Annotated in this window: 17 protein-coding genes; 11 read left to right on the top strand and 6 right to left on the bottom strand. The window is 63.8% G+C overall.

The window, feature by feature from the left end:
- The first annotated feature begins 42 nt into the window (after positions 1–42).
- Positions 43–1,878 carry a class I SAM-dependent methyltransferase gene (locus HAP47_RS10640; RefSeq protein WP_231168832.1) on the top strand — a complete coding sequence of 612 codons (1,836 nt, stop codon included), beginning with the start codon at positions 43–45 and terminating at the stop codon, positions 1,876–1,878.
- Between the two features lie 31 nt (positions 1,879–1,909).
- On the opposite strand, the gene HAP47_RS10635 is transcribed toward HAP47_RS10640, so the two are convergent.
- The 5 genes from HAP47_RS10635 to HAP47_RS10615 all read right to left on the bottom strand — a co-directional run bounded on the left by HAP47_RS10635 (position 1,910) and on the right by HAP47_RS10615 (position 7,354).
- Positions 1,910–2,581 carry a 3'-5' exonuclease gene (locus tag HAP47_RS10635; protein ID WP_173638282.1) on the bottom strand — a complete coding sequence of 224 codons (672 nt, stop codon included), beginning with the start codon at positions 2,579–2,581 and terminating at the stop codon, positions 1,910–1,912.
- A 1-nt stretch (position 2,582) separates the two neighbouring features.
- A complete protein-coding gene (locus HAP47_RS10630) occupies positions 2,583–4,385 on the bottom strand; it encodes a putative nucleotidyltransferase substrate binding domain-containing protein (protein WP_173638283.1) in 1,803 nt (600 codons plus the stop codon).
- Between the two features lie 82 nt (positions 4,386–4,467).
- Positions 4,468–6,159 carry a cation acetate symporter gene (locus HAP47_RS10625; RefSeq protein ID WP_173638284.1) on the bottom strand — a complete coding sequence of 564 codons (1,692 nt, stop codon included), beginning with the start codon at positions 6,157–6,159 and terminating at the stop codon, positions 4,468–4,470.
- Positions 6,156–6,458 (bottom strand): DUF485 domain-containing protein, encoded by a 303-nt coding sequence (locus HAP47_RS10620; RefSeq protein WP_173638285.1) that lies wholly within the window; start codon positions 6,456–6,458, stop codon positions 6,156–6,158. The genes HAP47_RS10625 and HAP47_RS10620 overlap by 4 nt, the downstream gene beginning before the upstream one ends.
- Before the next feature lie 386 nt (positions 6,459–6,844).
- Positions 6,845–7,354 carry a MarR family winged helix-turn-helix transcriptional regulator gene (locus tag HAP47_RS10615; protein WP_173638286.1) on the bottom strand — a complete coding sequence of 170 codons (510 nt, stop codon included), beginning with the start codon at positions 7,352–7,354 and terminating at the stop codon, positions 6,845–6,847.
- Between the two features lie 108 nt (positions 7,355–7,462).
- Between HAP47_RS10615 and HAP47_RS10610 the strand changes: the two genes are divergently transcribed.
- The 4 genes from HAP47_RS10610 (at position 7,463) to HAP47_RS10595 (ending at position 10,524) form a co-directional block, all read left to right on the top strand.
- A complete protein-coding gene (locus HAP47_RS10610) occupies positions 7,463–8,362 on the top strand; it encodes an alpha/beta fold hydrolase (protein ID WP_173638287.1) in 900 nt (299 codons plus the stop codon).
- Positions 8,363–8,427: 65 nt separating this feature from the next.
- On the top strand, positions 8,428–9,231 hold the full coding sequence (locus HAP47_RS10605) for an isocitrate lyase/PEP mutase family protein (RefSeq protein WP_173638288.1): 804 nt from the start codon (positions 8,428–8,430) through the stop codon (positions 9,229–9,231).
- Positions 9,232–9,370: 139 nt separating this feature from the next.
- Positions 9,371–9,931 (top strand): thiamine pyrophosphate-binding protein, encoded by a 561-nt coding sequence (locus HAP47_RS10600; RefSeq protein WP_173638289.1) that lies wholly within the window; start codon positions 9,371–9,373, stop codon positions 9,929–9,931.
- Positions 9,931–10,524: a thiamine pyrophosphate-dependent enzyme gene (locus tag HAP47_RS10595; RefSeq protein WP_173638290.1), complete on the top strand. Its 594-nt coding sequence runs from the start codon at positions 9,931–9,933 to the stop codon at positions 10,522–10,524. The genes HAP47_RS10600 and HAP47_RS10595 overlap by 1 nt, the downstream gene beginning before the upstream one ends.
- 13 nt (positions 10,525–10,537) lie before the next feature.
- Here HAP47_RS10595 and HAP47_RS10590 read toward each other — a convergent pair whose 3' ends face one another.
- On the bottom strand, positions 10,538–11,461 hold the full coding sequence (locus tag HAP47_RS10590) for a LysR family transcriptional regulator (RefSeq protein ID WP_173638291.1): 924 nt from the start codon (positions 11,459–11,461) through the stop codon (positions 10,538–10,540).
- 152 nt (positions 11,462–11,613) lie between these two features.
- Here HAP47_RS10590 and HAP47_RS10585 point away from each other — a divergent pair, with 152 nt between their 5' ends.
- The 6 genes from HAP47_RS10585 to blaBJP all read left to right on the top strand — a co-directional run bounded on the left by HAP47_RS10585 (position 11,614) and on the right by blaBJP (position 17,527).
- Positions 11,614–12,783 (top strand): acyl-CoA dehydrogenase family protein, encoded by a 1,170-nt coding sequence (locus HAP47_RS10585; RefSeq protein ID WP_173638292.1) that lies wholly within the window; start codon positions 11,614–11,616, stop codon positions 12,781–12,783.
- Positions 12,784–12,794: 11 nt separating this feature from the next.
- The gene (locus tag HAP47_RS10580) at positions 12,795–13,895 is read left to right on the top strand and encodes a CaiB/BaiF CoA transferase family protein (protein ID WP_173638293.1); all 1,101 of its coding nucleotides are present in this window, start codon (positions 12,795–12,797) and stop codon (positions 13,893–13,895) included.
- 27 nt (positions 13,896–13,922) lie between these two features.
- On the top strand, positions 13,923–14,783 hold the full coding sequence (locus tag HAP47_RS10575; protein ID WP_173638294.1) for an FAS1-like dehydratase domain-containing protein: 861 nt from the start codon (positions 13,923–13,925) through the stop codon (positions 14,781–14,783).
- 103 nt (positions 14,784–14,886) lie between these two features.
- Positions 14,887–15,939 carry a histidinol-phosphate transaminase gene (gene hisC, locus HAP47_RS10570; protein WP_173638295.1) on the top strand — a complete coding sequence of 351 codons (1,053 nt, stop codon included), beginning with the start codon at positions 14,887–14,889 and terminating at the stop codon, positions 15,937–15,939.
- A 187-nt stretch (positions 15,940–16,126) separates the two neighbouring features.
- Positions 16,127–16,510, top strand: coding sequence for a tautomerase family protein (locus HAP47_RS10565; RefSeq protein WP_173638296.1), 384 nt, complete (start codon positions 16,127–16,129; stop codon positions 16,508–16,510).
- A gap of 129 nt (positions 16,511–16,639) precedes the next feature.
- Entirely contained in the window at positions 16,640–17,527 is an 888-nt protein-coding gene (blaBJP, locus tag HAP47_RS10560) for a BJP family subclass B3 metallo-beta-lactamase (RefSeq protein WP_173638297.1), read from the top strand.
- Positions 17,528–17,756 lie beyond the last annotated feature (229 nt).

The following is a 17,756-nucleotide window of genomic DNA, read 5'->3' as shown; positions in this document are numbered from 1 at the left end:
CCGGTGCGGCAGTATCTTGCAGCTTGGGCCAGTTGACGGAACATGAACCGAAAGGAACGGCGGGCGGCCGGTAAGCGACGGGACGAGTCCGGCAAAAGCGCACCCGCGTTCGGCTCCGCCAGCGTCAGCATTGCCGACCTTGCTGCCGAGGCAAGCCGCTTCTACGGGATGCGCCGCTTCAACGAAGCGCAGGAGATCTGCCGGCACATTCTCGCGCGCGAGCCCACCCATGTGCAGAGCCTCAATCTTCTCGGCCTGATGGCGCAGGCAGCCGGCGATCACCGGGCTGCCGCGAAGATGTTCGCGAAAGCGATCGCCTCCGACGAGGTGAACGCCGCCTGCCACTACAATGCCGGCAATTCGTACCAGGCGCTGGGCAATCGCGCCAAGGCGGCCGCACATTTCGCCAAGGCGCTGGCGCTCGGCATGGATACGAAGGCTGTCGGCTTCATCATCCAGAGCCCGACCGTCACCGCCTATATCGGGCGGATCGCCGGCAAATGGCCGCTGCCAGTCACGAGCACCGAATTGTTCGGCACTGACAGCGTCGGCCTGCTTGCTCGCGACCTGTTCCTGCGCGCCGCGATGGAAGCGACGACGCTGGCAAGCATGCAACTCGAGGTGCTGCTGGGCTATGCACGGGCCGAGCTGTTGCGGCGCGCGAGCGATCAGGACGCAGCGGACGACGAGATCGTCGGCTTTGCCTGCGCGCTCGCCCGGCAATGCTTCATCAACGAGTATGCCTGCGGACAGAGCCAGGCGGAAGGCGAACTCGCCGGCGCATTGCGCGATCGATTGCTGCAAGACCTCGCATCGGCGGCCGCGATCGCGCCGATCACGCTGGCGGTGGTGGCGGCCTATTTTCCGCTTCATGCCCTGCCTGGGACGGACGCGCTGCTGCGGCGGGACTGGCCCAAGGCCGTAGCCGGCCTGTTAAAGGTACAGCTTCGCGAGCCACGCGAGGAGGCGGAAGAGCGCGGCGCCATTGCGACGCTCACCCCGATCAAGAACGATGTATCCGTCGAAGTGATGCGCCAATACGAGGAAAATCCCTACCCGCGCTGGACCATCAACCCGCTGACGGCATTCGCTGCCGATCGAGCGCGAGGACGAATCGTCGCGACCGAAGAACAGCAAGCCAGGCTGGACATCCTGATCGCGGGTTGCGGCACCGGCTCGCACGCGATCCAGACCGCGCAGGTTTATCCGAATGCCCGCGTGCTCGCGGTTGACATCAGCATGACCAGCCTTGCCTATGCGCGCCGCAAGACGCGGGAGCTGGGCTTGCACAACATCGAATATGCGCAGGCGGATATCCTGGAATTGGACGCGATCGGTCGCACCTTCGACAGCATCGAATCGGTCGGCGTGCTGCACCATCTGGCCGAGCCTTTTGCCGGTTGGCGCGTACTGGTCTCGCTGCTGCGGTCGGGCGGCACGATGCGCATCGGCCTGTACAGCGATCCGGCCCGCCGCGTCATCGTGGAGGCCCGCGCCCGCATCGCCACGCGCAATTATCGCACAACCGCCGACGACATTAGACGGTGCCGCCAGGACATTTTTCGCGAAGCCGAACAATGGAAGCCGCTGATCAGCGCCAAGGATTTCTACAGCATGAGCGGCTGCCGCGATCTGCTGTTCAATGTCATGGAACATCGCCTGACGATTCCCGAGATCGCGGCATTCCTGAACGAGCACGGCCTGTCGTTCGGGGGTTTCGAGCCGTTTGACGATCCGGCGGTGCTCGAGCAATTCCGCAAACAGTTTCCAGGCACGGCCGACGAGACCAATCTCGACCAGTGGCACCGCTTCGAGGTCGAGCACCCCGAGACGTTCTGGGACATGTACGTCTTCACGGCCGGCAAGAACGTGCGCTGAAACGTTTCGGCTCTACCGGACCAGGGCTCGATCATGCCCCGGTCGGATTGAAAACGGGGCTGGTGCGCTGGCGCGCGATCCGCCTACCGCGCTGGGCAAGGTCACGCAACTGAACGAACATCATCGCCGTCATCAATGCGTCGTCGAACGCATCATGCTGATTGAGCGAGGGAATACGGAGGTCCTTGAGGATTGCGGAAAACGAGAGGTCAACCGACGTGCTGGGCGGCGCGTCGGCGTATTTGCGCTCGTAGTAGAGCCGTGAGACTTCTATCCGCTCGTTCGGCAGTTCTATGCCCACCAGCGGAAGGATGTACTTGTCCAGCATGGCGACGTCGAAGTCGACGTAATAGCCAATCAGGGGACGCGAACCGATGAAGCGCAGAAAACTCGGCAGCACCTTCCAGACGATTGGCGCAGCCTCGACATCGGACTGACGCAAGCGGTGGATCTTGATCGCCTCCGTCTTCATCTCGCTGTCGGGGTGCACGACTGCTTCGAAATGCTCGCTGGTCAGGATTCGATTGCCGCGGATCTTGATGGCGGCAATGGTGACAACGTCGTCTTTCCGCACGTTGAGCCCGGTCGTCTCGCAGTCAATGGCGACGAGGTCGTCGTCCGGGGGGCGATCGAACATGAAACGGTACGACTGATCGCTCAGGGTCGCCTGGTGGAGCAATCGCTTGATCGCACGCGGAAGCATTCTAGAATATCGCCAGCTTGAAGTGGTGACGAATGATTTCACGAAACTGTTTCACCACCTGAAGCGCGTCGCGCAGCAGATGGCGTTCCATGCTGGACAAATGCGCCGGTCTCACCAGAGTGCCCGACGTGCCGGCAGACGCAGCCAGCTGTTCGTCGAGCCGAAGCATCAGCATGAATCGGAAGGCCTGCTTCAAGTCGCGTCCAAATTCGGTACGCAATATGCCCAGGTCGCACAGCCGGGATATCCGCTTGTCGGTGGAGGTCTCGTGCAGACCCTGCTCGAGCGCGAGGCTGCGAACGCCGTGGACGATGGGAAAGATGCCGCCTTTCTTGAGGTCGAGCGCGTCCCCGGTGCCCTCCGACGTGATCAGGTTGTTGAACAAGCCAATGGGCGTTGCGAACGCATCGATCGCGCGCGCGAAACGGGCCAGAAAGGCCTGCTCGCCCCGCATCAGGTCGATCAGCTCCGCTTTGGCGCTGTCCAGCAGCTGCAAATTGCCGGCAATCGCCTGCGCATCATAGATGATGGCGACATTCATGTGCGCGGCCTCGTCGGGGAGCGCAACCCATCGACGGAAATCCGCAAGGTAGTCAGCCAGCGGCTTGGACCATGCCGGATTGCTTACCATGACGTTGCCGGGACAGGGCGGGAAACCGAAACCCTGCAGCGCACCGGAGAACGCGCTCCGGAACGATTGAAGAATCTCGACATCGACAGGGGCGGACAGGATGAGGCCGTTGTCCTGATCGGTGCGCATGGTCTGCTCGCCGCGCCCTTCGCTGCCCATCACGATCAGGCAGCTGTCGCTGCGCATGTTGGCCGGCGCAACCATTTCAAACAATCGGGACAGCAGGCGTCTGTTGAGGTCGGAGACGATCTCGGCGATCACTTCCACCTTGACGCCTTGTCGCCGCAGCACCCGTGTTTGAGCTTCGATCTCGCGTGCCGCTATGGCCAAATCCTGCTGGCTCGAAGCTCGATCGATCCGGCCGGCGGTAACTTGAGCGCTTCCTGCCAGAAATCCCAGCAGGTCGATCTCCTCCAGAATGCCGACGAACCGTTCGCCGTCCTTCACCGCGAGCCGCCGCTTGTTGTGTTTAGTCATGAGCAGGAGCGCCGAGGACACGAAATCGGTTCGTTGGACCGACACGATGTCGAAGTTCGCGAGCAGACCAACCGGAATCTCGACGGACTCGCGCCGCAGCACCACCGCCTTCGACAGGCTCATTCCCGTGATCATGCCGACCCGCTCACCGTCGCGGACAAACAGCGCATTGCTGTCGATCTGGCGCATCAGGCGACCGGCGGTCTCGATCGTATCCTCTGCAACCAGAAACGCCGGAGGGTGCAGGAAGAGTTCGCCTACCTTGGCATACATCAGCGAACCGAAACGTTTCGCCTCCTCGTCATTGGCGAGTTCGTCCAGCTTCTGCGATATCTCGCGGTAGAAGAACGCGGCAAAGCGCGGGTTCGCCTTGATCAGGTCGAGCGCAACCTTCCTGGGAATGGTGTAACAAAGCGTCTCATCGCGTGCCAGAAACGCGTGCCCGTTCTGGTCGTGGACGAGTGCGCGGCTGTCGAAAGTGTCCTTGTTGCCGAGCAGGGCCACCAACCCGGATTCGTCGCGCTCCTCGACCGTGCCCTTGATGATGACGTGAAGCGCATCCGCGGGCGCGCCCTTTCCGAGGATCACGTCGCCGGGACGGAAATATGCCACATCCAGCGAAGCCCGCAGCATCTCGGCTTCGCCCGGCGTCAGGCGATCGAACGGTGCATTGCTGATGTCGAACGCCTTGGGCATGTCGGTCCTGATGGCCGGCTGAGAGGTGTACCGGCTGGTTCGTGAACCCGGCCGGTACCGAAGCACTGTCCTGGAAGCTCTTTCAGTGCGTCGTGGCAGAGGCAGCCCCGATACCAGTCTGGCTCCTGACAAACTGCGCATCAAAGCCGTCGCGGTCGATCGCCGCCCGCTTGCTGCGATCCAGGATCGAAAACAACCAGATCCCGGCGAAGGCGATCGCGATCGAAAACAGGGCGGGATTGTCCAGCTTGATCGGCGCCGAACCCTTGGCGTAGCCCAGAGTCGCCTCCCACACGGCCGGCGATAGAACGACACCGACCACGGCGCTGATAAGACCGAGGAAGCCGCCGATCAGCGCGCCCCGCGTCGTCAACCCCTTCCAGAAGATCGACATCACCAGCACCGGGAAATTGCAGGAAGCGGCGATGGCGAACGCAAGGCCGACCATGAACGCGACGTTCTGATTCTCGAACACGATGCCCAGGAAGATCGCGAGCACGCCCAGCACCAGCGTCGCAATTTTCGAGACCCGGATCTCGTCCTGCTCGTTGGCGGCACCGCGTTTGATCACCATGCCGTAGAGGTCATGACTGATGGATGATGCACCGGCCAGCGCCAGACCGGACACCACCGCCAGGATCGTGGCAAAGGCGACCGCCGAGATGAAGCCGAGAAACAGGTTGCCGCCCACCGCGTTCGCGAGATGGATAGCCGCCATGTTCGAGCCGCCCTTGATGGCCGCGATGCCGCTCTTGGTCTTCTCCAGGATGGAGGCGTCCAGGAACGTCGCATCGGTGGACACCAGCGTGATCGCGCCAAAGCCGATGATGAAGGTCAGAACGTAGAAATAGCCGATGAAGCCCGTGGCATAGAACACCGACTTGCGGGCAGCCTGGGCGTCCTTCACCGTGAAGAAGCGCATCAGGATGTGCGGCAGGCCGGCTGTTCCGAACATCAGCGCGAGGCCGAGCGAGATCGCCGACAATGGATTGGAGATCAGACTGCCGGGCTCCATGATTGCGATCTTCTTGGGATGCACCTCGGTCGCCTTGGCGAACAGCGCTTCCGGGCTGAACCCGAATTTGTAGAGAACGGCTCCGGCCATGAACGTCGCGCCCGCAAGCAGCAACACGGCCTTGATGATCTGCACCCAGGTTGTTGCTTTCATTCCCCCGAAGGTCACGTAGATCATCATCAGACCGCCGACCAGGACGACCGCGATCCAGTAGTCGAGACCGAACAGCAACTGGATCAGCTTGCCGGCCCCGACCATCTGGGCGATCAAATAGAACGCAACGGTGACCAGCGAGCCGCACGCCGCCAGGATGCGGATGTCGGTCTGTCCGAGCCGGAACGACGTGACGTCGGCGAAGGTGAACTTGCCGAGGTTGCGCAGCTGCTCGGCAATCAGGAACGTGACGATCGGCCAGCCCACGAGCCAGCCCACCGAATAGATCAAGCCATCATAACCGGAGGTGTAGACGAGGCCCGAGATGCCGAGGAAGGAGGCCGCCGACATGTAGTCGCCGGCGATCGCCAGCCCGTTCTGGAAGCCGGTGATTCCACCGCCGGCCGAGTAGAAGTCCGCAGCCGACGCGGTCCGTTTTGCGGCCCAATAGGTGATGACGAGCGTCAGCATGACGAAGCCTACGAACATGCCGATCGCCGACCAATTGATCGCCTGCTTTGAGCCGCCATCAATGGTACCTGCGGCAAGCGCGAACGTCGGCATGCCGACGAGGAGAAGCGTCAGGAGCCAGGAGACCTTTTTCATGGGCGGTTCTCCTCGACAATCTTGCGAACGAGGACGTCGTAGCTGGAATTCGCCTGGCGCACGTAGATGCCCGTCAGCACGAAGGCGAGCACGATGACGGACAAGCCGATCGGAATGCCGATCGTCATCACGCCGCTGCCCAGTGGCATGCCCAGAAACTTGGGAGCGTAGGCCACCAGCAGGATGAAGCCGAAATAGACGACAAGCATGATCAGCGACAACCTCCAACCCAGCGACGACCGTCGACGCACGAGTTCCTGGTAGTTCGGATCGCGTTCAATCCTTGCGAGATTAATCACATCAATGATCCCTTGGGGTTCTTCCGGTTGAGACGTCCCCCTTGTATGGCGAGGGTTCAGCTAGTCTGTATTGCGTCGATCGACCGGCTCTATGATCCAGATCAAAAATGCGACCCGAGATAGACATCGTGCAGGTCAGGCGGCCACGGGGACAACGGCCACGACTTGCCGGCGAAGCCGGCTATCCCTCGCTTTTCCCGCTCAAGTGGCCTGAAGCAGCGTCCTGGCGAGGCGCTTTCCGGCGGTCCCTGGAAGCGCGCGTCAACATCATGGCCGGATTTGCCGGCACCCCGCGCAGGAGATTTTCACGCGCGCGCCGGACTCCAAGCCGGACGGCTGGGCCGTAGCCCTCGCCAGTTGCCCCGCGCCAGCAAGGCACCGCCGGACTAGCGAAGGTGCTGGCCCTTGTTTGTCGGCAACGGGCAATTGGTACAGACGCGGTCATCGCACATCCGGCAGATCGTGAAGCGATCCATCTCGGACGTGTCCTGCCTAGCCAGCAGCTCCCGGATCAAGGTTCCTAGCTGCTTCCGCTCAGACGACGACAGCACATCGAGCAATGACGTCACGGCCGAAATCCGCGACGCCAGCAGTTCGTTCCGGGACGCGGCGCCGGTCGCCGTCAGATGCAAGGCGACCTCGCGGCCGTCCTTGCCAGGACGGCGTTCGACGAGCCGATCCGAAACCAGACGATCCACCAGCCGAACCGTTCCGGAATGCGACAGGCCGAGGATTCGCCTCAGCTTGTCGTTGGTCATGCCCTGGCCATAGCCGATGACGATGAGGGCCGCGGGCGTCTCGCCGCCGCGGCCGACGACCTCGCGCGCGCCCTGCTCGATACGGTCGATGACGGCGAGCGACAGCGCGCCCAGCAGATTGGCGATTCCGTTTTCCATAGGGGAAATAATATGTGCGCTGCGCACAAAAAACAACTTGACCATATATGTGCGCTACGCACATATTTGCCAGGAAAGCACCAACGACGGAAAGATGGAGAGAGAGCGATGACGATCCGAAGCACCGCACTGGCAACGCCTGACGCCGCCGGCAGCGAACCCACGTTGAAATACGTGCAGGCCAACGGCGTGCGATTTGCCTATCTCGAACAGGGCAGCGGGCCGCTTGTCATGTTCATGCACGGCTTTCCCGACAACGCCTGGTCGTATCGCAAGCAGCTGCAGGTGTTCGCTGATGCCGGGTATCGCGCGGTCGCGCCGTTCCTGCGCGGCTATGCGCCGACGGAGATTCCGGCCGACGGCATCTTCGATCCGATCGCGCTGGGCCAGGATCTCGAAGCGCTGATCGCCGCGCTCAGCGACGACGGACAGGCGCGCGTCGTCGGCATGGATTGGGGCGGCACGTCGACGTTCCAGGTGCTGGCCACGGCGCCGTCGGCGATCAAGGCCGCGGTGGTCATGAACACCGCGCACCCGATCACAATCGCGAGCCTCAGGAGCGATCCCGATGCCGTTCGATCGGTCTTCCATGTCTATTTCTTTACGGTGCCTGGCGCTCACTCGGCGGTCAACATCGAGGGACTTCCCTTCGTCGACTACCTTTGGAAGCTGTGGTCGCCAACCCTGGAGCACGACGAGCATCTCCGCTCGGTCAAGGAGACGCTCAGCTCTCCCGGCACCATGAAGGCGGCGCTGAAATACTACAATGGCCTGGTCGATGCGGGAGTTGCGGGGCGCCTGCCGATCAGCGACATGCATACGCCGACGCTGACGATTTATGGCGGCAACGATCCGACAGCGCGATATTCGATGAAGGAAGAGCCGCTCTTCAAGGGGCCACATCAGCGCGTTGTCCTGCCCGATGTCGGGCACTTCCCGCACCTCGAGCGTGAGGCCGAGGTCACCGGTCTGATCATGGACTGGTTCAAGACCCACGCCGCCAGCTGAATAGGCACGCCGCAACCAGCGGCCACGGCAGCCTTTCGAATTCTCTCCAACCAGGAGTGCGCGCAATGGACGCCACGACACAGCAGCAATACGCCGAAGCATTTCATGCTCTTCACAGGACGGACGACCCGCTCATCCTGTTCAATGCCTGGGACGTCGCCACCGCCAAGGCGATCGCGAAGAGTTCGCCGGCGGTGGCGACCAGCAGCGGCGCGGTGGCGTCCGCGCTCGGCTTTGCCGACGGCGAAAATGCCCCGCTCGACATCGTGGAAGGTCTGGTCTCGCGGATGACCGCTTCGGTCCCGGTTCCGGTATCGATCGATCTGGAGGCCGGATATGGCGACACCGCGGAAGCCGCCGCGCATTCGGCGGCGAGGATCCTGAAGGCCGGCGCGATCGGCATCAATATCGAGGACGGGCTTTTGGGCGGCAAGCGGCAGCTCGCCAGTCCCGAGCTGCCTGCCGCCAAGATCAGGGCGGTGCGGGACACCGCGCAACAGCTCGGCATTCACCTCTTCATCAATGCGCGAACCGATCCGTTTCTGCTGAAGTTCGGCTCGCCGGAGCAAAGCCTGAATGAAGCGGCACGCCGCGCGAAGCTCTATGCCGATGCCGGCGCCGACGGCATTTTTGTGCCGGGCCTCACCGACCTTCCGCTGATCGAGCGGCTCGTCCAGCTGACGCCGCTGCCGGTCAACATCATGGTGACGCGGGGCGTTCCCGAAATCCCGGAGCTTGCCCGCGCCGGCGTGCGCCGGGTCAGCCTTGGGCCATGGCCGATGATGGCGGCGATACGCGTCATCGGAGAGGCCGCCGCCGCGGTCGTCACGAGCAGGCAATACGGCACGTTTCTGCAGCCGAACGCCTGAGTTCGAGGGTCCCGGCTGCGCTGACGGGGATATACAAATCCGGTATAGCTGCGCGAGCCAGATGCGAAGGGGATTAAGGCTGCTCGCGCGGTAAAGGGCTTCGGTGAGGACGCGCCACTGCGCGCCCCTAGCCGAGGCCATGATGGACCAGATTGCCGTTCACCAGGACAACGCCACCGGCACCGACTGGCCGGTTGCGATCTACCGCACGCTGAAGAATTTTGGCGTGGCGCAGGTGTCCTACGTCCCTGATGCCGGACACTCGAAGCTGATCAAGCTGTCGCACGCCGATGCCGACATCAAGACCACGGTGCTGACGACCGAGGAGGAAGGCGTGGCATTGTCCGCCGGCGCCTGGCTCGGCGGCGACCGCGCGGTGCTGCTGATGCAATCGAGCGGCGTCGGCAATTGCGTCAACATGCTGTCGCTGATGGCGAGCTGCCGCTTCCCGCTGCTCACGCTGGTGACGATGCGCGGCGAATGGGCCGAGTTCAATCCCTGGCAGATCCCGATGGGCCGGGCGACGCCGCAGGCCTTCGAGATCATGGGCACCACCGTGCTGCGGCTGGAGAACCCCGATGACGCCGAGGAAGTGATCTCGGCCGCCGCCTCGCTCGCCTATGACGGCGACCAGCAGGTCGCGGTCTTGATCTCGCAGCGGATGATCGGCCGCAAGAAGTGGACCAGGGAGACGCATTGATGTCAGCGCCAACAGGTACTCTCGACCGCCGCGCCGCCGTGAAGGCGTTGCTCACTGAGCGCGGCGACCTGCTCGTGATCTCCGGGCTCGGCTCTTCGTCCTATGACGTGTTCGACGCCGGCGAGCACGCGAGCAATTTCTATCTCTGGGGCGCGATGGGCGGCGCCGCGATGGTCGGGCTCGGGCTGGCGCTGGCGCAGCCGAAGCGCCCGGTGCTTGTTATCACCGGTGACGGCGAGCAACTGATGGGGATCGGCAGCCTGCTGACCATTGCCACCAAGCAGCCCGGCAATCTCTCGATCGCGGTGCTCGACAACGGCCATTTCGGCGAGACCGGGATGCAGCTCAGCCATTCCGGCTTAGGGGCCAGGCTCGAGGTGATCGCGAGCGGCGCGGGCATCGGCAATGTCTCCGACATCGCCGACATGGCCGGCATCGAACGCTTCCGCGCGAGCCTGCGCGATCTCGCTGGCGGTCCACGGCTGGCGCGCATCCGCATCGCGGCCGGCGAAGTCGAGCGCGCGCTGCCGCCACGCGACGGCACGTACCTGAAGAACCGCTTCCGCGGTCATCTTGGCTTCCAGGTGAAGTGATGCGAAGCCGCGTTCAGGCGAGCTGGATATCCCAGAGCCCCTCGGCGCGGCACGCGGCGACCTCGTCGCGCAGCAATTTGGCGATCAGCGTGATGGCATTGGAGCCGGGATGCTCGACCGGCGAGGCCAGGGTCAGCTCGCGCCGCGGCGCCGGCCGCGCTAGCGGCGCGGTCTCCAGCCGGCCTTCCGCGACCTCGCCGCGCACCGAGGACGGCGGCAGCATGGTGTATCCGAGCCCCTCCTCGACCAGGCTCGTCAGCACCCGGAACGAATCCGCCTCGAGCTTGACGTCGAGCGTGACCTTCTTCTTCGCCGCCGCATGCTCGATCATGGCGCGGAGCCCGTGCGAATGACTTGGCAGCACCAGGCGCTGGCGCAGCAGCCAGCCGATATCGACCTGCTTCTTCTGCTTCAGCCCGCTGCCGCGCGGGCCGACCGCGACGATCGAGTCGCGGCCGAGGCTCTGCACCGCCAGATGCAGATCGACCGACGGGCCGTAGATCACCGCAAGGTCCATCTCGCCGCGATGCAGCCACTCGATCAGGTGGCCGCTGTAGCTTTCGACGATGCAGAGCGAGATGCCGGGATAGCGTTCCACCGTGCGCCGCGCCAGCCGCGCCGAGATCACGCAGCTCACCGTCGGCACCAGCCCGAGCACGACGCGCCCGGACGGCGCGCCGCCCGCGGACTGGATGTCGTCCCGGATCTGGTCGATCTGCCGCACGATACCGCCGGTGCGCGCCAGCAGCAGACGGCCGGCATCGGTCAGCACCATGCCGCGGCCGTTGCGCGTGAACAGTTCGGTGCGCAGCTCGTGCTCGAGCAGCTTGATCTGCCGGCTCAGCGCCGGCTGCGCGACCCGCAGGGTATCGGATGCCTTGCTCAGACTCCCGAGTTCCGCGACGCACGCAAAGGTCCTAAGCTGGCGGAAATCCATACTTGCCAATCCTGGAAGGCAGGTTCATACGCTATAACAAAACAGCATAGGGAGTTTACCGGGACCCCACAACAGCGGGCGTTTTCCTCACGCGAACCGGTTTCCGCTTCGCTCGACAACGCTCCGGCGCAACCTCTCGGCAAAACGAAATCATGACCGCACACGATCAGCACACCGACGACCACACCGACATCCGCGACGCCGTCGCAAAACTCTGCGCGCAGTTTCCCGGCGAATACTGGCGCAAGCTCGATCGCCAGATGGCCTATCCGAAGGAGTTCGTCGATGCGCTGACGGAAGCCGGCTATCTCTCGGTGCTGATCCCCGAGGAATATGGCGGCGCGGGCCTGAAGCTGTCGGCGGCGGCGGCGATCCTGGAAGAGATCCAGCGCGCCGGCTGCAACGGCGGCGGCTGCCACGCCCAGATGTACACGATGGGCACCGTGCTGCGGCACGGCAACGACGCGCAGAAGGCGAAATATCTGCCGAAGGTCGCGACCGGCGAATTGCGGCTGCAGGCGTTCGGCGTCACCGAGCCGACCAGCGGCACCGATACCTCGTCGCTGAAGACTTTCGCGCGCCGCGAGGGTGACCACTACGTCGTCAACGGCCAGAAGATCTGGACCAGCCGCGCCGAATATTCCGACCTGATGATCCTGCTCGCGCGCACCACGCCGAAGGAGCAGTCGAAGAAGCGCACAGACGGCCTCTCGGTGTTCATCGTCGACATGCGCGAGGTCAAGGGCAACGGGCTGGAGATCCGCCCTATCCGCACCATGATGAACCACGCCACGACCGAAGTGTTCTTCACCGACATGAAGGTGCCGGCCGAGAACCTGATCGGCGAGGAAGGCAAGGGTTTCCGCTATATCCTCTCCGGCATGAACGCCGAGCGCATCCTGATCGCCGCCGAGTGCGTCGGCGACGCCAAGTGGTTCATCGCCAAGGCCAGCAACTACGCCAAGGAGCGTAGCGTGTTCGGCCGGCCGATCGGCCAGAACCAGGGCATCCAGTTCCCGATCGCGAAGGCCTATGCCTCGATGCGCGCGGCCGAATTGATGGTGAAGGAAGCGACCCGCAAATACGAGGCCGGGCTCGATTGCGGCGCGGAAGCCAACATGGCCAAGATGCTGGCGGCGGACGCCTCCTGGGAAGCGGCCAACGCCTGCGTGCAGACCCATGGCGGCTTCGGCTTCGCCGAGGAATACGACGTCGAGCGCAAGTTCCGCGAGACCCGGCTCTACCAGGTGGCGCCGATCTCGACCAACCTGATCCTATCGTTCGTCGCCGAGCACGTGCTCGGCATGCCCCGCTCCTACTGAGTTTCTCGATCATGCTGCCGCTTGAGGGATTGACCGTCATCGCCGTCGAACAGGCGGTCGCCGCGCCGTTCTGCTCGTCACGCCTGGCCGATGCCGGCGCTCATGTCATCAAGATCGAGCGCCCTGAGGGCGATTTCGCCCGCGGCTACGACGCCGCGGCAAAGGGCCAGAGCAGCTATTTCGTCTGGCTCAACCGCGGTAAGGATTCCGCCGTGGTCGATCTCGCCACCAAGGAGGGCCGCGCGCAGCTCGAGGAGCTAATCGCGGGCGCCGACGTGCTGCTGCAGAACCTCAAGCCGGGCTCGATGGACAAGCTCGGCTTCTCGCGCGAGCGGCTGCGCAAGGACTATCCCAAGCTGATCATGTGCACCATCACGGGATACGGCGACACCGGTCCGTACGCCGATCGCAAGGCCTATGATCTCTTGATCCAGGCCGAAAGCGGCCTCGCCTCGATCACCGGAGGCCCCGAGGGCGCCTCGCGAGTCGGCATGTCGATCGTCGATGTCGCGACCGGTGCTACCGCGCATGCTTCGATCCTCGAGGCGCTGATCGGCCGCGGCCGCACCGGCCAGGGCGCCGATATCCGCATCTCGATGTTCGACGTGATGGCCGACTGGCTCACCGTGCCGCTGCTCAATGCCGAGGACGGCAAGTCGCCGAAGCGGATCGGCCTCGCCCATCCTTCGATCGCACCTTACGGCGTGTTCCGCTCGAAGGACGGCAAGGAGATCCTGATCTCGATCCAGAGCGAGCGCGAGTGGAAGACGCTGTGCGCCAAGGTGCTGGGCCAGCCCGGCCTGCCCGACGATCCGCGCTTTGCCAACATGGTCGAGCGCGTGCGCAACCGCGCGTTGACCGATGGGATCGTCAGCGACAGCTTCGGCAAGCTCACGCGCGAAGACTTGCTGGCGAAGCTCGCCGAGGCCGACATCGCATTCGCCGAGGTCAACAGCATGGACGACCTTGCCAAGCATCCGCATCTTCGCCGCATCGAGGTCGACACGCCGAACGGCAAGGTCAGCTATCCGGCACCGGCCGCGGTCGTCGTCGGCGAGGACAGGCACTACGGCAAGGTGCCCGCAATCGGCGAGCGCACCAAACGATCCTGAGATCCCTCCTGACCGGGCAACACAATCATGACCGATAAACTCGACCTCGATCATCTCCGCCAGTGGATCGGCCGCTCCCAGGAGGCCTCCGACGTCGTCACCAAATATCTCGTGATGGGACTGCGCGCGACGCTGTTCCAGAAGATCGGCGAGCCGAAGGCCGGCGACGCCGCGCCGTGGACCACGCATTGGTGCCTGGCGCAGCCGGTGTTTCCGATGTCGCAATTGAGCCAGGACGGCCACCCGACCCGCGGCGGCTTCCTGCCGCCGGTGCCGCTGCCGCGCCGGATGTGGGCCGGCGGCGAGCTCGAATTCTTCGACGCGTTGCGCATCGGCGACGACGCCAAGCGGACCTCGCGCATCGCCGACGTCACGGTGAAATCAGGCTCGACCGGCACGCTGTGCTTCGTCTCGGTCCATCACGAGGTGACGACCTCGCGCGGGCTTGCAGTGCGCGAGCGGCAGGACATCGTCTATCGCGAGATGACGAGCACGCCCGCCGCCGCCGCAGCGTCCGCCAAGGCGCCGCCGCCTCCCCCGGCCGCGCAGCATCGCGAGAGCCACGTCTCCGATCCGGTGCTGCTGTTTCGTTACTCGGCGCTGACCTTCAACGGCCACCGCATCCACTACGATCGCGACTACGTCACCAAGGTCGAGGGCTATCCGGGCCTGATCTTCCACGGCCCGCTGCAGGCCTCCTTCATCGTCGAATTCGCCGCCAAGCTGCGCGGCGGCAAGCCGCCGAAGAAGCTCACCTATCGCGGCGTGCAGCCGCTGTTCGAGGGCAGCGAGTTCTCGATCAACGCCAACGCGAACGACAGCGGCATGGAGCTGTGGACCGCGAACGCCGAGGGCCAGCCGACCATGAAGGGCACGGCGAGCTGGTAGCTCGCAAGCGCGACCCACATCAGAATGCTTGGGAATAAAGAGGCGCTTTCATCGGCGCCTCGTATTCCCTATGGTGATCGCATTCATCCCTGGATCGCAGATCATGAGCCGCTTCTGGAGTCCCATCGTCCACAATCTGTCGCCATACGTGCCCGGCGAGCAGCCGAAGATCGACGGCCTCATCAAGCTCAATACCAACGAGAATCCCTACCCGCCGTCGCCGCGCGCGATCGCGGCGATCACCGCGACCACGGATCGCCTGCGGCTCTATCCGGATCCGCGCGCAACCGCCCTGCGCGAGGCAATCGCGGCGCGCTACGGCGTCACGTCTGACGAAGTGTTCGTCGGCAACGGCTCGGACGAGGTGCTGGCCCACGCCTTTCCGGCGCTTTTGAAGCACGACGCGCCGCTCCTATTCCCCGACATTACCTACAGCTTCTACCCGGTCTATTGCCGCCTGTATGGCGTCGGCTACGAGACAGTCCCGCTCGATTCCGCGATGCGGATACAGCTTGCGGACTACCGGCGGCCGGGCAGCGCCATCCTGCTGTGCAATCCCAACGCACCGACCGGCATCGCGCTGCCGCGCGCCGCGATCGAGGCGCTGGTCACCGAGCATCCCGACCGGCTGGTGGTGGTCGACGAGGCCTATGTCGACTTCGGCGCCGAAAGCGCCGTGCCGCTGGTCGCGCGCCACGACAATCTGCTCGTGATCCAGACGCTCTCGAAGTCGCGCGCGCTGGCGGGATTGCGGGTCGGCTTCGCCATCGGCCAGCGCCCGCTGATCGAGGCGCTGGAGCGCGTCAAGGACAGCTTCAACTCCTATCCGCTGGATTGCTTCGCGATCGCGGGTGCAGTCGCCTCGATCGAGGACGACGCATGGTTTGAGGAGACCCGGCAACGCATCATCAGGAGCCGCGAGGCGCTCGCCCGCGGCCTCACCGAATTGGGCTTCGAAGTGCTGCCGTCGCATGCGAATTTCTTGTTCGCCCGCCACGGCGACCATCGCGGCGCGGATCTCGCCGCGAAGCTGCGCGAGCGCGGCGTCCTGGTGCGGCATTTCCAGAAGCCGCGGATCGAGGATTTCCTGCGCATCACGGTCGGCACGGACGATGAATGCGGCCGCCTGATCGGCCTGCTGCGTCAGATGGTCTGATCCGGCATCAGCGACGACGCCAGCGACAAATATCAAAGAGAGCGCGATGGGAGGCCTTCAAGGCGCCCCGCCGAAACACCCGACGCCGCCGGCGCAAGCGGACGACGCGAGAGCATTCGCACCGTCGCAGCGTCTCGATCACACGGGCCCGATCCGGCCGAGCCCCGCATAACAAACGGAGACCACCATGCCATTCGTTCGTATCGATCTGAAGCGCGGCAAGTCCGCCGAATATCGCAAGACCCTGGGCGAGATCGTCTACAAGGCAATGCGAGAGGTGATCAACGTGCCCGAGAACGACAAGTTTCAGGTCATCACCGAGCACGATCGCGGCGACCTGAATTATGCCGAAAACTATCTCGGCAATACCTACAGCGACGATCTCATCTTCATCCAGGTCACGCTGAATGCCGGGCGTACGGTCGAGATGAAGAAGGCGTTCTACAAGCGGATCGTGGATGATTTCCAGAGCCAGTTGCAGGGACGACCGGACGATATCTTCATCAACCTGGTCGAGGTCGCCAAGGAAAACTGGTCGTTCGGCAACGGCATCGCACAATACGCGAGCTGAGCGCGGAACAGGCATGCGCCGGACAGGCGGTGGCATGTCCGGCTGCTTACTGTCCGCGGCTTGCGATCGGCGTTGCCGGCACGCATAGTGCGCCTCCGTGCACAAACAACAACAAATGGGGAGGCAACCATGAGGACGATCGCAGCCGCGCTGTGCGCGCTCGCGCTGATCACAACCGGGGCGCAGGCACAGACGCTCAAGGATTTCATGGCTGTTGTCATGAAGAAATGGACCGCACCGTTCGAACCGTTCCAGCTGGTCGACAATATCTACTACGTGGGCACTGAAGGGATCGCGGTCTATATCATCAAGACGTCGCAAGGGCTGATCCTGATGGACACGGCGATGCAGCAGTCGACCGGCATGATCAAGGACAACATCGCCAAGCTCGGCTTCAAGGTCGCCGACATCAAATATATCCTCAACACCCACGCCCATCTCGACCACACCGGCGGCTTTGCCGAGATCAAGCAGGAGACCGGCGCGCAGCTGATCGCCGGCGAGCGCGACAAGCCCCTGCTAGAGGGCGGCTACTATCCGGGCGACGAGAACAACGCCGATCTTGCCTTTACGCCGGTCAAGGTCGACCGCATCGTCAAGGAAGGCGACAAGGTGACGCTCGGCGACGTGACGCTGACTGCACACACGACACCCGGCCATTCGCCCGGCTGCACCAGCTGGGAGATGACAGTGAAAGACGGCAACCGGCAGCGCAACGTGCTGTTCTTCTGCAGCGGAACGGTGGCGCTGAACCGGCTGGTCGGCCGCCCGACCTATCCCGGCATCGTCGACGACTACCGCTCGACCTTCGCCAAGGTCAAGGCGATGAAGGTCGACGTGCTGCTCGGACCGCATCCGGAAGTCTACGACATGCAGGCCAAGCGCGCGGAGATGAAGGACGGCGCGCCGAACCCGTTCGTCAAACCGGGCGAAAACGCCAGCTATGTGGCGGGGCTGGAGCAGGATTTCGACAAGCAGCTCGCCAAGCAGACCGCTGCGCTGCAGAAGGCCAATTAGCAGCCACTGCGAAATGTCGTCCCGTCATCCTGAGGAGCCGCGAAGCGGCGTCTCGAAGGATCGACGGCCCGGCCGTTGGCCGTCGATCCTTCGAGACGCGCGCAAGAGCGCGCTCCTCAGGATGACGGGATAGGCGCCCTGGCAATTTTCAGCCGTTGCCGCGGCAACTATGGGGCAGCGGCTTGACATCGTCAGGCAATCCATCGAGAGGTGGATTGCCTTTCCGCTT

Source organism: Bradyrhizobium sp. 41S5, from assembly GCF_011516665.3.
Taxonomy (GTDB): domain Bacteria; phylum Pseudomonadota; class Alphaproteobacteria; order Rhizobiales; family Xanthobacteraceae; genus Bradyrhizobium; species Bradyrhizobium quebecense.
This window is presented reverse-complemented; position numbering and strand designations above follow the sequence as displayed.

What these genes read in the sequence shown, in the direction of transcription:
- HAP47_RS10625 (WP_173638284.1), bottom strand. Translation starts at nt 6,159, where the DNA reads ATGAAAAAGGTCTCCTGGCTCCTGACGCTTCTCCTCGTCGGCATGCCG.
- hisC (WP_173638295.1), top strand. Translation starts at nt 14,887, where the DNA reads ATGAGCCGCTTCTGGAGTCCCATCGTCCACAATCTGTCGCCATACGTG.
- HAP47_RS10605 (WP_173638288.1), top strand. Translation starts at nt 8,428, where the DNA reads ATGGACGCCACGACACAGCAGCAATACGCCGAAGCATTTCATGCTCTT.
- HAP47_RS10630 (WP_173638283.1), bottom strand. Translation starts at nt 4,385, where the DNA reads ATGCCCAAGGCGTTCGACATCAGCAATGCACCGTTCGATCGCCTGACG.
- HAP47_RS10595 (WP_173638290.1), top strand. Translation starts at nt 9,931, where the DNA reads ATGTCAGCGCCAACAGGTACTCTCGACCGCCGCGCCGCCGTGAAGGCG.
- HAP47_RS10585 (WP_173638292.1), top strand. Translation starts at nt 11,614, where the DNA reads ATGACCGCACACGATCAGCACACCGACGACCACACCGACATCCGCGAC.
- HAP47_RS10640 (WP_231168832.1), top strand. Translation starts at nt 43, where the DNA reads ATGAACCGAAAGGAACGGCGGGCGGCCGGTAAGCGACGGGACGAGTCC.
- HAP47_RS10610 (WP_173638287.1), top strand. Translation starts at nt 7,463, where the DNA reads ATGACGATCCGAAGCACCGCACTGGCAACGCCTGACGCCGCCGGCAGC.
- HAP47_RS10635 (WP_173638282.1), bottom strand. Translation starts at nt 2,581, where the DNA reads ATGCTTCCGCGTGCGATCAAGCGATTGCTCCACCAGGCGACCCTGAGC.
- blaBJP (WP_173638297.1), top strand. Translation starts at nt 16,640, where the DNA reads ATGAGGACGATCGCAGCCGCGCTGTGCGCGCTCGCGCTGATCACAACC.
- HAP47_RS10565 (WP_173638296.1), top strand. Translation starts at nt 16,127, where the DNA reads ATGCCATTCGTTCGTATCGATCTGAAGCGCGGCAAGTCCGCCGAATAT.
- HAP47_RS10575 (WP_173638294.1), top strand. Translation starts at nt 13,923, where the DNA reads ATGACCGATAAACTCGACCTCGATCATCTCCGCCAGTGGATCGGCCGC.
- HAP47_RS10600 (WP_173638289.1), top strand. Translation starts at nt 9,371, where the DNA reads ATGATGGACCAGATTGCCGTTCACCAGGACAACGCCACCGGCACCGAC.
- HAP47_RS10590 (WP_173638291.1), bottom strand. Translation starts at nt 11,461, where the DNA reads ATGGATTTCCGCCAGCTTAGGACCTTTGCGTGCGTCGCGGAACTCGGG.
- HAP47_RS10615 (WP_173638286.1), bottom strand. Translation starts at nt 7,354, where the DNA reads ATGGAAAACGGAATCGCCAATCTGCTGGGCGCGCTGTCGCTCGCCGTC.
- HAP47_RS10580 (WP_173638293.1), top strand. Translation starts at nt 12,795, where the DNA reads ATGCTGCCGCTTGAGGGATTGACCGTCATCGCCGTCGAACAGGCGGTC.